The 14,308-nt window shown below is 41.7% G+C and carries 12 protein-coding genes; all 12 read right to left on the reverse strand.

The features are described from left to right. Positions 1-58: 58 nt before the first annotated feature. Positions 59-4,657, reverse strand: coding sequence for a DUF6701 domain-containing protein (locus tag SFRI_RS19205; protein ID WP_011639154.1), 4,599 nt, complete (start codon positions 4,655-4,657; stop codon positions 59-61). Next, positions 4,647-5,102, reverse strand: coding sequence for a hypothetical protein (locus SFRI_RS19210; protein ID WP_011639155.1), 456 nt, complete (start codon positions 5,100-5,102; stop codon positions 4,647-4,649). The genes SFRI_RS19205 and SFRI_RS19210 overlap by 11 nt, the downstream gene beginning before the upstream one ends. Then, positions 5,092-5,919: a prepilin-type N-terminal cleavage/methylation domain-containing protein gene (locus SFRI_RS19215; protein WP_011639156.1), complete on the reverse strand. Its 828-nt coding sequence runs from the start codon at positions 5,917-5,919 to the stop codon at positions 5,092-5,094. Before SFRI_RS19215 ends, SFRI_RS19210 begins: the two co-directional genes overlap by 11 nt. Then, positions 5,919-6,455 carry a type II secretion system protein gene (locus tag SFRI_RS19220; RefSeq protein WP_011639157.1) on the reverse strand — a complete coding sequence of 179 codons (537 nt, stop codon included), beginning with the start codon at positions 6,453-6,455 and terminating at the stop codon, positions 5,919-5,921. The genes SFRI_RS19215 and SFRI_RS19220 overlap by 1 nt, the downstream gene beginning before the upstream one ends. Further along, positions 6,445-6,924, reverse strand: coding sequence for a prepilin-type N-terminal cleavage/methylation domain-containing protein (locus SFRI_RS19225; protein WP_011639158.1), 480 nt, complete (start codon positions 6,922-6,924; stop codon positions 6,445-6,447). The genes SFRI_RS19220 and SFRI_RS19225 overlap by 11 nt, the downstream gene beginning before the upstream one ends. Positions 6,925-7,164: 240 nt before the next feature. Further along, positions 7,165-7,686 carry a type II secretion system protein gene (locus tag SFRI_RS19230; protein WP_011639159.1) on the reverse strand — a complete coding sequence of 174 codons (522 nt, stop codon included), beginning with the start codon at positions 7,684-7,686 and terminating at the stop codon, positions 7,165-7,167. 65 nt (positions 7,687-7,751) lie between these two features. Continuing rightward, positions 7,752-8,357: a prepilin-type N-terminal cleavage/methylation domain-containing protein gene (locus SFRI_RS19235; protein ID WP_011639160.1), complete on the reverse strand. Its 606-nt coding sequence runs from the start codon at positions 8,355-8,357 to the stop codon at positions 7,752-7,754. Between the two features lie 109 nt (positions 8,358-8,466). Then, positions 8,467-9,045 carry a hypothetical protein gene (locus SFRI_RS19240; RefSeq protein ID WP_011639161.1) on the reverse strand — a complete coding sequence of 193 codons (579 nt, stop codon included), beginning with the start codon at positions 9,043-9,045 and terminating at the stop codon, positions 8,467-8,469. Positions 9,046-9,089: 44 nt separating this feature from the next. Next, positions 9,090-10,304, reverse strand: a complete 1,215-nt coding sequence (locus tag SFRI_RS19245) for a type II secretion system F family protein (protein ID WP_011639162.1) — start codon at positions 10,302-10,304, stop codon at positions 9,090-9,092. A 2-nt stretch (positions 10,305-10,306) separates the two neighbouring features. Then, the gene (locus SFRI_RS19250; RefSeq protein ID WP_011639163.1) at positions 10,307-12,067 is read right to left on the reverse strand and encodes a GspE/PulE family protein; all 1,761 of its coding nucleotides are present in this window, start codon (positions 12,065-12,067) and stop codon (positions 10,307-10,309) included. After that, positions 12,064-13,359 (reverse strand): tetratricopeptide repeat protein, encoded by a 1,296-nt coding sequence (locus SFRI_RS21100; RefSeq protein WP_049763559.1) that lies wholly within the window; start codon positions 13,357-13,359, stop codon positions 12,064-12,066. Before SFRI_RS21100 ends, SFRI_RS19250 begins: the two co-directional genes overlap by 4 nt. Beyond that, a complete protein-coding gene (locus tag SFRI_RS19260; RefSeq protein WP_011639165.1) occupies positions 13,356-14,300 on the reverse strand; it encodes an ExeA family protein in 945 nt (314 codons plus the stop codon). The genes SFRI_RS21100 and SFRI_RS19260 overlap by 4 nt, the downstream gene beginning before the upstream one ends. Positions 14,301-14,308 lie beyond the last annotated feature (8 nt).

Raw genomic sequence — 14,308 nt, forward strand, 5'->3', positions numbered from 1 at the left:
ATGCTAATCGGTCAAATTTAATCCTAAAAAGCGTAAAAGAGATGCTTTTTTATTCGGATTATTGATTCACCTCACGCCAATAAATGATCTTATCATGTCCTCGGTAGCGACCAAAGTACGCACTTGCTCTTGGATCATAGAGTTGAGTCGGACTTGCTTGGTCCCAATACCACTTAAGCCAATCCTCCACTTGTAGCGGTGCAGTCACTTGACCCCGATATGCTGCAGAACCAGTGTTTTGCCATAATAAAGGGAGCTGACCACTGGTCATCGGAATGTTGACGGTACTGTTGCCATCACTGCGGGTAACCGTTTGGCCAAAAGTTAATAATGGTGTGTATATTTCGCTGCCATCAAGCGGATCGATAACTTGAGTACAGCTATCACTAATGTTCGTTACCCAAGTACTACCATTCCAATATTGGGCATACGTTGGCATGCGTAAAATTTCATTTTCAGGGCCATAAGTATTGTCCATCACCACTCTGCCATGACGAAAATCCTGAGTCGACAACAGTTTCGCGTTGCAGTTACTATTATCAGCACAAATAGCACTGCTGTTGGCTCGCATATCTGGTGATGCAATAAACGACCAGTCACCATCATTATCAAAAGCTTGCACACCAATAGCTAACTGACTAAATGGTCCATCAACACTTGGGGACACTGTACGACTAAAATTAGCTTGATAAGATAATCCTACGTTTGCTTCACCCAACGCCCAAGACCCAGCATTAATAGGTAGAGTGCTTAATCTGCCACTCAAATCTACACCATTGTTAATGTTTTCACCCACAAGGTTTGCAGTACCTTTAGCAAAAGCACCTTGATAATTTTTGGTGATATAAGTACCGGTATTAAATGCGCTCAAAGTCAACGTCAGGCCAAAAGGTTGATCCATATAAGTAAAGCTACCGCAAGATGGCAACACACTTGAACTACTCACAACAAATCGGTCTGGCACAAAGCGACCCATGGTAGGTGATACAGCGAGTGGAATATCATGAAAATTCGAACCCAAATAGCCAAGTGGTGGGTTAGCTGTAAACTGAAACACACCAACTTCGGTTACCGACTGAGACACGGTATTACTGTTAGTGGTTTGCGCAACATGATTGTATCGCGATGAGCCCACAGCACCCAACACTCCTCCGAGCGGATCAATCAATTGATGGCCTAACTCAATTTTTTCATGGGCGTAATTAGGGGTATTTAAATTATCACAGTAATTTGTGTCACCATCCACTTGCCATGCTTTGCCTTGAATAATTAGATCAAATGACTCGCCTGCTTTTTTATATGGATTATAAATACCGTTATTTTTAGACCACTGTGCAGCATTATCTTTGGGGGTAACGCATAAACCTACCGGAAAGCTCACAAACTGATCTGAACCAACCATCACCAAGCCTTGTTCATCACCTGTGCCAGTAAACTTTGCATCTAGCTGCATTTTTCCTGCATCTGGATAGTTAACAATAATATCTGCTTTACCTTCTGCATCAAATGCCAACGCAAGCGTGGTTGCTGCACTACTCTGTTTACCCACCACGGTACTATTTACTGTTAATGACTGGCCATTAATTGGATTGATGGGGTCGATATAAGAGCTCCAAAAATTGACATTTTTAGTGGTTTTGGAAAACAGAGGTACGCACTGTTGAGTGATATCTGAGGTTTTCACTGCACTAATAGTAATGTTGTCAGTAGGCTTGTTTGCCAGCTTATCTGGCACAACAAAAATAAAACCGCTCTCGGCAAAGCTTAAGGTACAACTTGCTGTAGTTAGCCCTCCCGAACCACGGCGGCACAAGGTGTTACTGCCTGCTATGGTTGAAGGAATGGAAGATGTTACCCCAATAGTGGTTGGCGTAGTCACATTGTTGCGTAAAGCGACCGTTGCACTACCATTTTCAAACCTCACTACATTTGTTTTACTACTGTCGACATACCAAGCACCATTTGAATTAGGAGCAAGCGACAAATTAGCCTCTACGGGATCAGTAAACAAATTACATACCGCATCTTTACAGGCTCTGACCGTCATGGTTTCGGCCTTACAGGTAAATGGCGAGCTGGTATAGTCAAACTCAAAATGATGAATTTGTTGACCGACCGGATTGGATTTAAGGGCACAAACCTTAAAGTTATCCATCTCATGATTATTGTTAGAGCCACCCGTAGAGCCAGTTATAGATAAGTAAAAATCTTTAGGGACAGGAGCTTGCCCAGAGAAACTTAATGCATCAAAAGGAGCGATTAAAGTCACGAAGTCAGCTGGATTATCTCTATTTAACGTATCACGCAGCACTGATACCATGGCTTTGCCTGGTGTTCGCGAATCGATGATGATTTTATATTTATGGTTTGGCTGAGCACTGGCCGTATTGCGCACATCAATTCTGGGGGAAATGTTGGCATTAGTACCTGTTAGATATTGGTAATTTGTGCCTGAGGAACCACGGATAGCCACCGCCTGACTTCTAAAGCCTGGTCCACCCACTTTACCTTCATTGGGGCTAGAAAAATTACCATACTCATCCAGTGCGATACCTAACCAACCACCAGCAAAACCGGGAGTGCCGTTGTTACGCTGGGCATATCCTAAGGCACCACCAAAACTGCCAGGCTGAGGAGTAATACTGGCATCGGACAAGATAATTGCAATGCCGTCAGCCCCTGTGCCACTTAGACTCGACCAAGCATAATAGTCAAACTCCAGCTCAACTAAATTATTCGCAGCAGGGAATAATCGCTGATAAGTACTGGATGTCGCTTGATTACCGCTAGCAGAGGTAAAACGCAGACGCCCTTCCTTTATTGAGGGCGGTAATGAAGAGCCTAATACCTTAAGAGCCCAATCATCACCGACATCAGTGCGATTAAAATCGTCGGTAAAACACGTTAAGGTGTCTACTTTTTTCTCAAAAGCCACAAAACTGTAATTCTCCCAACGATGTTTGCGGTCGTTATCTCTAAAAGTATCTTCGTCAACGACCATACTCACTTTGTCGTTAGTCAACTGACAACGACGAAGCCAGCCGCCATCGCCACCTAAGCGGCTGTTTTTACCCGCAACTAATATAGGGACTCCCTTAAAGCCAATTAAAGGCGTGGTATAACGACATTGATCACTAATATCTTTGGTACCATTATCTGTAAAGGTTTGCGCTTTGCCAAAATGATAATTAGTGTCGACACCATTTAATTTCATTGTGCCACTACCCGATTTAAATGATAAATAGCCAATGGTTTCATTTTGAATTTGATTATTGTTCAAATCACCTGGTTGACATTTTCTATTGTTACTTCTGACCTCTGAAGTATCTAACGCAAGTTGTATACCTGACTTGGTAAATTCCGACGTGCTAGTGAACCAACAGTTATTATTTTTAGTTTGGATTTGATTTAACAAAACATCTTGAGTAGAAGGTAAAGCAACAGGTGTATAAGGTGAATTCGAACCAATTAAAGCCTGATCGTAGTCAACAGCACCGGCGATAAGTTTTGTGTCGTTTGGTAATTTATAGGTTCCAGGAGTGACAGCTATCCAGTGAATTTCAGCCATTTCCTTTGATGCTACATAACGGTTATTAGGTGATTCAGGCTCTTTTTTTGACCAGGTAAACCCTTGTTCCGATACACTATCAATAAATACTGATGCGGGGCCGTCGTTATTACTATTCTCTACAGTCGGCATTAAAAAGACTAAGGGCGTCACACCTGTAGGAAATTGTTTGTCAAAAGTAATACTATTTGCCGTCGCTTTACCATATTGAATATGGAACACAGCAGGTGTTGAAACGGTATCATTAATTTGATTGTTAGAATTAAGCCATAAATATTTAGATGTTACGCGCCCGTTAATAATTGAGTTGTTATTAAGAGTCAATTTTTCATCGCTATAAATATACCCACCAATAACAGAACCAGTATTCAAAGTTAAATTTTTATACGCGATTAGTTGTAAAGCACTCGAATTTACAGCATTTATTTTACCGTTATTTAATTCAGAATCACTACCGATAAATAATCTAACATCCCCTTGTAATACGATTTCTGCATTTTGATTTAATATTAAAGAATCGATCCAATAATCACCGGCTGGAAAAATTAATTTAGCCCCATTTCCAGCTTCTATTTTGTTAAAATAATATTCTTGTTGTGTCGAAGACATTGTTACAGTACAAGCAGAATATAGCGTAATTGAATTAAATTGGTTTAGACCAGTATTTCCCAAAACAATGTTTTGATTGCCTGTACAAGAGCCCAATCCACCACTTGTCCCTTTACTACTTTGAAATTTATTGCCACCAGTTAATTGCAATCCACTTATATCACTTTTCATTACATCACAATAGCGATCGCCTCCAGTAGCAGTGTCACAACTATCACTAGGTAAACCTGAACCGGTATTAATTGAACAAAACGCTAAACTATCCCCTAACGTACCATTGATTCTTGAACCGCTTTGCATCATTAGCTGGGGATTCGTAATTTTATGACAACTATTATTATTGTACTGGTGATGCCCTTGAGCTACGTCAGGCCACATTACAGACTCATCAATAATATCAAACGCAAAAACACTCTGAACCAGTAAAGCCATGACCACAAAAGAACTAGCAACAAAGCGACTAATTGAATTAATTCCCACGGGCTTCTACCTCCACTTGGCGACTGACTCGCAAACATGTTGAACTGTTTGAGTTTCCTACACAGTTAGCTGTTTCGCATACCGCTAAACTATTAATTCGATATTGAACAACACTGCCAACGCTAGCGGTATTACAACTAATGGTGACACTACAATTATGGAATCCAACGGCGTTATTTGGCGGTGTCCATGTAGAGCTAACACTAGTACAAGTTGCCACAGTGCCACCAACCGGAAATAACTCAGCCAGCGCTGCATCGGCGCCACTATTAGCGCTAAATAAAGCTCGAGTGCCCCACACTTCCATGTTCACGGACTCATCAGCATCGCCAACAATACGAATTAAACTCGCGGCAAGTAAAAACATCACCGTTAGCACAAACACACCAATGATGAGTGCGCTACCTTGTTGTGAATGTTGGGTTAATTTCAGCTTAGGGAACATTCATCACCTGCACTTGATGTTGATATTGAAATGTTTCGCCATTAACGCTAAATAGTGGCTGTAAATGCACAATTGCATTAGTCACCAGTGTCGATGGAGTCATTATCACCGCGGGATTAACAGTTAAGGCATTAGTGACATTTTGTGCCATCAATGCGCCATTGCCCATTGCAGCGGGTGCAGGCTGATTGACCTTATAACCGTAGTTTTGGTACAGGAGCAGATCAACATTGCTAGCTGTATTAACAAAACAATAGCTTAATGGGCTATCGGCAACATATAAGCGTTTTAACGGTGAGGCCTCCGTAAAACGCACATTTTGAGTTAATGTAATGGTGAGTTGATCACTTGTTTCAGCCACACTTTGCACAATAAATCGTTTGGCGATAGTCCCTTGAGGATTATAAATTTCGCTATTGGTTAAAGGATAAATTAGCACTGACTGAGCCGCATTAATGGGACGAATACTTTTAATCGCGGTTAAAGTATTTTGCGCAGATTGAGGCACAAATGGCGCATCAAGATAAGAAGTACTGGCCGAAATAGGCAGTAACTCCAAACACTGATAACTGCCATCGGTTGCGGTAAGTACCCGCACACTATTGGGCACTGCACGCCGAATATCTCGGGTCATACGCTCGATACCAAAACGGCTTTGACTGAGCACCTGATCTACCGCACTTGATTCAACAAAAATGCGGGTGCCAAAAATAACAAAACTACTGATACCAACAATAATAATCCCTAAGATTAAAATGACCGTAACCATTTCAATTAAGGTAAAACCTGCAGCTTTCAATCCTCGTCGTAAAGGCATTAGTAGTTACTCCTTACCGCTTGGTAAGTGATCTCTTCATTGGCAGGCGTTGTTACTGCTACGGTAATTAATTTTTGTGCCTTCGTCGCAGCGTCAAGATACTCAACTGACACTTGCAACTGATAGCGAGGATAAGCTTGGGTATAAGTTTGGCTAGAGTCGAGCATGTTATCGGTTTCATCCAAGCCATGATAATCATCAACGTCGTTGAACGTGTCTCGGCTTTCACCGTCTAGGCCTAATGCTGACTCTGTTGTACAAGCGATACCTGTAGGTGCATTACACGCCGGAATACCACCATTAGGATTAGTATTTTGATCATATCGTTTACCCCAGATCTCATTCATTACCGAATGAGCTAATTCTGCTGAACGTACTCTTTGTAATGTCGATGCAGCTCTATCTGCTTGGGGAAATAGCATGCTAGTGAGCATCACTATCGCAATGCCGATCACCATCATACCAATGACGAGTTCGATTAAAGTAAAACCACGAGTAGGTTGTGATAAACGATGAAATTGAATGTTACGGAGCATAAATATACCCCTCTGACTCAACCGCAATGGTTAAGGTCTCATCTGCTACTACATTAAAACAATTACCTGCACACGCTGGAGACAGCATGCGACCTAAGCTGTCAAAGGTAATCGAAAACACTTGGCTAGCATTACTGCTTAAAGCAATATGAGCATTGCCACTGAAAGTTTGTTGTTGCTCAATACGTACCTGGTTTGTACATAAGCTAGCGGCCCTTTCGCTAAAATGGCGTAACGTATAACCGCTTGATGTCACATCAATTTGATAACACTGATCGGTATTTTGAATGGCTTTAAGCTGGACCTGGCGTAACTCACTGATAAATTCACTGCGTAAACTGTAGGCACTAAAAGATGAATCAGACATCAAACGCGGCAACACCGCCACGGCAATAATAGCAATCACAATCATGGTAGTAACCAATTCAACCAAGGTAAACCCAAGCTGAACATTACGTTGTTGACTCACTTTAATGATTTCCTCATTTAATTCAATGAATACTTCGACACCTAAAAAAGCTAAATCATAATAATGTCATAGAGTTATACTATCGAATTTAGTATGGCAAAAACAACCAAGATTGTCTGTTTATTTATTACCTTGTACCATTTTATAGGGAAGCTAAGTGAGTCAATTAATATTTTTTTAAAATCAAAAAACTCAAAAAAAAACCTGCATGAGCAGGCTTTATTACTTAAAAATCAAGTGTTAACAATCGTCAGCATCAGGAACTTGAGAAAGCACTGGAATTGCAGTTGAAGTTGCTTGAGTATAAGTAAAAGAACAAGCAGCAGGTGCACCGGCTTGCCAAATTTCGACACTACCTGTACCTGCTTCTATAATCCAATCTCCTACTGTCACAGGATCCGTAACAGTAGCAGTGCCATCAGCACCAGCAGCAAATGTTACATCCAATGCTCTTTCTAAATCAGCTTCTGTCGCAGCAATATAACCATAAACAATATTAACGTCATCTGTTGTAGCTGTTGTACCAGCAATATCTAAAAGCGCAACGCCACCGGTACCACCCTTTTCTTTACCCGCTAAAGCCGCTTTTGAATAAACTAAGGTATTTGCACCTTGAATTGCCGCTTTCATTCCTGATAATGCTGACGCGCGTGCATCACCTTGTAAGTTGATAAACTTCGGCGCTGCCGTAACCGCTAAAATACCTAGAATAATGATCACAACCACTAATTCGATTAATGTAAAACCTTGTTGTTTTTGCATATTAAATAACCTCTATAGAAAATAACTGGGTAAACCAACATCACTGCGAACAGTGATAAATCAAATTAGTTGTTAGTAAATGATACTACCTGACCTGTACCTGCATTATATGTTACACCGTTAGCACCAACAGTGTCTAAATCAGGCGCAGGATCTGCGACACCCGAAGTCTGATTTAGCGCTAAAGTAGCGACTTGATGATAAACACACAAATCTAGACCTGTAACAGTTTGGCCATCAATACTGGTAGATGAACCGCCGACACCATTTTGCATTCTTACGGTATAACGATGTTTACGGGCGTCTTGATCGAACAGTACATTTCTTGGAGCATTTTGTAAAACTGAATCAAATACTTCCTGACATGTTTCGTTTGTCATTGAGGTAACATCAGTATTGGTTGTGCCAGTTGGAAAACCAAAACGTGTATCGAGTGATACGCTAGTACCATCTAAAATAACGCTGTTGTTACGACGACCATCAACTTCCCATTGTGCACGTACAAAGCTCACTGCTGTGGCTAAACCACCAGCAACACCATCAACGCTGGCGTCTTCAGCATCATCGGTTACATTTAAAAAACGCGGGATCGCTGTAGCGGCTAATAAACCGAGGATGACAATAACAATGACCAACTCGATCAATGAAAAACCTTGTTGTTTCAATTTCATAATAACTCACTCTTATCTATAGCGCCTACAACAGGAAATAATACTGATTCAGCTATAACTTCACTAATATTAGCAGCTTATTAAAAATTTAACACTAATGGCATAAACTTTATCGGTCACTCATCAAAAAAATAACTCTTCCTGTTTGTAGTTGATAACTTAAACTGGCTTCATTACCTGAATGATAGCGACAAATGTTCTCATCAGACTGATAATCTACCGCTATATTTAACTCTTGAACATTAGTTGCCAATAAATGGCCCCACAGTTGCTCACAACCTTGGACATCATTAGTATCAATGGTTGGCCAACCTTGATCAGACATAGAAATCCAATTATCGGTGCCAACCAAATCGGTATCAGTATCTATAGCATCTATTTTACTCGCAGCATCTTGTAATACAGCATTGTCATTGCTTACCTTACTCGATGCTACATTCGATGCCATATGATGCCAGGACAACTGCATTTTATGTGGTCGGCCAGAAGCTAACCATTGACTATGCACCATAGCTAAGACATTCAAAAAACGATTATGTTCAAACTCTAAACCACGCCCACCTATGTTTGAAGTAGTATTGACATAACGCCCACCAAAAATAGCCAGCAGCGTTAACACCACAACAATAGCAATAACCCGACCATAGACTTTAAGCAGATCACCATCCGCTTTTTGCTGGCTCAACATCTCGATATCCAATGATCTGTTTGCTTTCTTTGTTGCATGCTTTGCTAACCGCCTTTTACCACATTCAGCATATCCCACATAGGAAGATAAATACCCAGTGCCAATATCAATACAATGCCAGCAACAAATGCGATTAAAATAGGTTCGAGTTTTGCGGTGAGATTTTTTAAATCGTAATCAACCTCGCCTTCATAAAAATCAGCGGCATCATTGAGCAGCTGATCTATTTGACCGGTTTCTTCACCCACAGCAACCATTTGCAATACCAATGGGGTAAACAGTTGGCTGCTATTTGATACCCTTAGCATTGACTCACCTGATTCAATACCCCGGCGCATACCGACTATTTTGTCATGCATATATGCGTTATCGACCGCATCTGCTACCAAACTGAGTGCTTGGGTCATCGGAACTCCCGCGCTGAGCATCATCGAAAAACAGCGACAGTAACGCGACAAGGTTGAGCGCTCAATAATAGATCCAATAACAGGTATGTGCAGCTTCCATAAATCCCATTGCTTCTCACCTTTTTCAGAGTGATGCCAATATCGAATCCCGACTATGATGCCGATTGATAGCACAATCATATGAGGCCAAAAATTAACAAACAAATTAGACGTGCCGATTAATATTTTTGTCGCCCAAGGTAATTCAGCGCCAAAACGAGAGAACATATCAGCAAATTTTGGGATCACCATAATATTCAAAATAACCATCGCTATGGTAATGGCAATCAAAACAAACATCGGATAACGCATTGCAGCTTTAATCCGTCGACGAGTTTCTTGTTCTCGCTCGATATAACCAGACAACTGGATAAAGGCATCTTCCAACTTACCGGTGTTCTCACCAACATGGATCATCGATACAAACAACGAATCAAATATATCTGGATGTTGATTCATTGCCGAAGATAACGGTCTTCCCGACGTCAGCTGTTCAGAAATATCATCTAAGGCTTTTTTCATTCGATCGGAATGAGTTGTTTCAGATAAGCCAGCTATAGCTCTTAAAATAGGAATACCTGAACGCGTTAACGAATACATTTGTCGACTAAAAATTTGCAATTCTTCCAGCGACACTTTGCCTTGAAATAAGCTCATCGAAAAAGATTGCTTCGTTTTCACTTCACGTAATTCTAGCGGAATAATCCCACGAGAAAGCAATGCATCTGCCGCAGAACTTTCATTAGCAGACTCAAGCTGCGCACTGACCGCCTGCCCTTGTGAATTACGTCCTCGATATTGATATATTGGCATTGTTATAACCCAATATCTTGTTGGCTAACGATATCTTTCGATAAAGGCACTTTTGATTCACTGACATCTTCAACCAGTTTTGACACTTCTTCGAGTGTTGTCGTGCCAAGGAATAGATACTCCATCGCAGAATGCGCGAGGGGAATAAAGTTAGGACTGCGCAGTGCTGCACGGGCAAAATCTTGCGGATTACCTGTTCGCATGGCATCTATCATATTTTCGTCAAGTTCAAGTATTTCGAAAATACCAATTCGACCGCGATAACCAGAACCATTACAGGTTTGACAACCACTCCCCACTTTAAAGGTGGCGCTGCTAATATCTCTTTTCGTCACACTTACAAGCCAACTGCGTTCAGCTGCTGTTGGTTGATAATCCACGGCACAATTGTGGCAAACGCGCCTAACAAGACGTTGAGCGATAATGACCCGCAGCGCACTAGCGACCAAATAACTTGCCGCACCCATATCAAGTAATCGCAACGCACTGGTAACCGCATCATTAGTGTGCAAAGTCGATAATACAAAGTGACCCGTCAACGCACCTCGTAAGCCAATTTCCACGGTCTCTTGGTCACGCATCTCTCCCACCATGATAATGTCGGGATCTTGACGAAGTGTTGTACGCAATACGTTAGAAAAGTCTAAACCAATCTTGTGATTGACTTGCACTTGGTTAATTCGCGGTAATTGATACTCAACCGGATCTTCTACAGTGATAATCTTTCTATCGGCAGTGTTAAGCTCACTTAAAATACCGTACAGGGTAGTCGTTTTACCACTACCTGTTGGCCCTGTGACTAACAACATACCGTGAGGGCGTTTAATCTGTTTACGAATACGTGCCACAATATGCGGTGGCATACCGGTTTCATCTAACGTACGTAAACCTGTGGTTTGATCCAATAAACGCATCACCACAGACTCACCATGATAAATCGGCATGGTCGACATTCGCACGTCGATTTTATGACCTTTTATTTCCATATGAAAACGGCCATCTTGTGGCATACGTTTTTCTGAAATATCCAGTCCTGCCATTAACTTAAGTCGTAACACTAAAGCAGAAGCAATATTAACTTCACTGAGGAGGTTTTCATGTAATTGGCCATCAATACGCTGACGGATCCGCAGCACTTTCTCACCAGGTTCAATGTGAATATCTGACGCACGCATTTGCACCGCATCTTCAAAAATTGACTGCAATAACTTCACCACCGTGGTTTCATTATCACTGTCGCTTTGAGTCAAATTAGCCAAATCGAACATGTCATCTGCGGCATATTCTTCATCAAGCTTGCCGGCAATCTCAGCGATTTGCCCAGTACGGCGATAAAGGTTATCAAACGCATCGAGTAATTGTTGCTCTGGCGCCACCGCAATCATCAACTGTTTAGGGGCAACTAACACTTCAATATTATCGATAGCCTGCAAATCGGCAGGGTCGCTCATAGCAACTAACACATGGTCGGAATTACTTTCCACCACTAATGCTCGATAGCGCCTCGCTTGTACTTCGGGGAGTATATTCACCACTTCAGCGGCTATCGGACGACGACTAATATCGAGGTACGGTAAATTAAGTTGTTGAGATAAAAACTTAAGTAACTGGTCTTCTGTAATACTCTTCAAATCAATTAAGGTGCGGCCGAGCTTTTTACCTGAATTGCGCTGTTCCGCCAATGCTTGCTGTAATTGGGTGTCAGTAATAATCAGCTCTTGAACAAGAAGATCTCCTAACCGCATCTTTAACTTAGGCTTCATCGGTTTTCTCCTAGCTGATCTAAACGTTGTTCAATAAATGTCATGGCTGAAGTTGATAACCCTTCATAGCTTAATGCCGATCGGTAAGCTTGCGCGGCTTGTGGATATTTTTGTTGTGAATCGAGCGCATAACCTAGCCCCATCCACCAGCGAGATTGAGTCGACTCAGATACCAATAAGTTTCGGTAAGCTTCCTCAGCTAAAGCAAAGTTTTTAGAGTTTTGTGCCAAATCCGTTTGTGCGATCCACTTATCACGAGCCCACGATGAGCTATCTGGGATCATCGCCACCGTTATTAAGGCTTCATCATAAGCTTTAATTGCGGTTTGAATTTGCGACAAAATCACATAAAACTCCCACTGTTGCGGAAACATACTGATCCCACTCTCGAGTAATCTCATCGCAGTTGTTGGATTATTTTGCGCAAAATAAATTTCGACTAATTGCTTACGAGCTTTATGTAAACTCGGTTGTAAAATAATGGCTTCTAAATAGTAACCCGCCGCATCGTCCAGACGTTGCGCTTGCTCAGCATCCATCGCTTTGCGATATTGCAGCTGCGCCATTTGCGTTTTGGAAAGCACCACTTCGTTAACGCTCATATCAACAGTTTTTGCTGCAGCAGGGATTTTTGCGGGTACTTCTGCGGGTAAGAAGCGAGATGTTTGCGCTGTGATTTGATCTTGAGTGAGTTCAGTATTCAGCAGTGAAGCCATATTCTGTGAATTATGATCTACCGAAATATTGGGCTTCTCTGCGTCTACGGTTGAAGCTAGTACTGCTTGTGTGTTGACGGTTTCGTTATTAACGACTGATGCAGTGCTCACTTCGGATAGTTCAAGCTCAGATATGCGATCCGTTGGTTCAATAACCTCAGCAGTGATTTCTGGCGTGCTCGCTTGAATAGGTACTTGATTTAGCGTTTGAGCTGGTGCTTGGGTTAGTACTTCAGTTGAGATTTGAGTAGACTTATGATCAACAGCAACACCATTACCTTGTGGCTGACTTGCCAGCGATGACTGAGTATCTTCGGTAACCGATGCATTGCTATCTGTTGGCTGATTGGCCATTTGAATATTGGCTTGGCGGTACATAGATACACCAAACCACAATGTAGGGATCAATAGTACGGCAACAACAATAAGGCTAATCAATGGTGAGCGAGATTTAGCAACGGATTGATACTGAATTTGAGGTCGCACAAATTCACCCGCGGGTTGCACCGGTGGTTTGTCTGTTCCGGGTTGCTGATGCTGCTCTAAATCTTTCAACATCTTGATAATCACGCTCATTTAATCTCGCCTATTTGTGTCATCCATTCACCACAACAATTATCACCATTGAACCCAATAACCACCATCACTGTTACAAGCAACATAATTATCAGTATGCTGACACGAGAAAACCCTACTTTATGTTGTAAATTAATATCTTCTGTATCCGTTATTGCAGCCAGACAATGTTGAGAGGTCACCTTTTTTTTACCTTGGCCATAACATAGTAATAAGCTCTTATGCGCCAATATATTCACCAAACGCGGGATGCCTCGAGCGGCTTTGGCAATGCGTTTAATATCCGCGGTACAAAACAACTCAGGCCCTTGATAACCCGCAACAGCAAGGCGGTAATGAATATAAGCTTGTATTTCATCCCATGTTAACGGACGTAAGTCATAACTGAAGGTAATACGTTGTCTTAACTGTCTAAACTTAGGTTGTGCCAAACGTTGATCTAATTCTGGTTGGCCAAACAACACCACTTGCAATAATTTACGACTTTCGGTTTCTAAATTGGTAAATAACCTTAACGCCTCAATACTTTCATCTGGTAGCGATTGCGCTTCATCTAACACTAACACCACATGAAAGCCTTGATGATTTAACGCTAACAAACGCTCATGTATCAGCCTTGTCAGTTGTTGTTGATCTAATTTGTTCGGCAATGCTAAACCGAGTTCGCCCGCTACAGCCAAGCGTAACTCTTTAGGATTCAAATAGGGATTAGGTAAGAAAGCGCAATGATATTGAGTCGGTAAATCATTCAACAGTTTACGACAAACTAAGGTTTTACCTGTACCCACTTCACCAGTGACTTTAATAAAACCTTCGCCTGTTTGTAATGCTGTTTGCAGTACTTGCAACGCTTCCACATGCGGTGATAACCCAAAAAAGAAACCTGTATTTGGGGTAAGCGTAAAAGGCAACTGACTTAAGCCAAAATGCTGCAAATACATAATTACTG

The sequence above is a fragment of the Shewanella frigidimarina NCIMB 400 genome (assembly GCF_000014705.1).
Taxonomy (GTDB): domain Bacteria; phylum Pseudomonadota; class Gammaproteobacteria; order Enterobacterales; family Shewanellaceae; genus Shewanella; species Shewanella frigidimarina.

Excerpts from the sequence above, each read along its gene's own strand:
- SFRI_RS19210 (WP_011639155.1), bottom strand. The coding sequence starts at position 5,102 with ATGTTCCCTAAGCTGAAATTAACCCAACATTCACAACAAGGTAGCGCA.
- SFRI_RS19215 (WP_011639156.1), bottom strand. The coding sequence starts at position 5,919 with ATGCCTTTACGACGAGGATTGAAAGCTGCAGGTTTTACCTTAATTGAA.
- SFRI_RS19220 (WP_011639157.1), bottom strand. The coding sequence starts at position 6,455 with ATGCTCCGTAACATTCAATTTCATCGTTTATCACAACCTACTCGTGGT.
- SFRI_RS19230 (WP_011639159.1), bottom strand. The coding sequence starts at position 7,686 with ATGCAAAAACAACAAGGTTTTACATTAATCGAATTAGTGGTTGTGATC.
- SFRI_RS19235 (WP_011639160.1), bottom strand. The coding sequence starts at position 8,357 with ATGAAATTGAAACAACAAGGTTTTTCATTGATCGAGTTGGTCATTGTT.
- SFRI_RS19240 (WP_011639161.1), bottom strand. The coding sequence starts at position 9,045 with ATGTTGAGCCAGCAAAAAGCGGATGGTGATCTGCTTAAAGTCTATGGT.
- SFRI_RS19245 (WP_011639162.1), bottom strand. The coding sequence starts at position 10,304 with ATGCCAATATATCAATATCGAGGACGTAATTCACAAGGGCAGGCGGTC.
- SFRI_RS19250 (WP_011639163.1), bottom strand. The coding sequence starts at position 12,067 with ATGAAGCCTAAGTTAAAGATGCGGTTAGGAGATCTTCTTGTTCAAGAG.
- SFRI_RS21100 (WP_049763559.1), bottom strand. The coding sequence starts at position 13,359 with ATGAGCGTGATTATCAAGATGTTGAAAGATTTAGAGCAGCATCAGCAA.
- SFRI_RS19260 (WP_011639165.1), bottom strand. The coding sequence starts at position 14,300 with ATGTATTTGCAGCATTTTGGCTTAAGTCAGTTGCCTTTTACGCTTACC.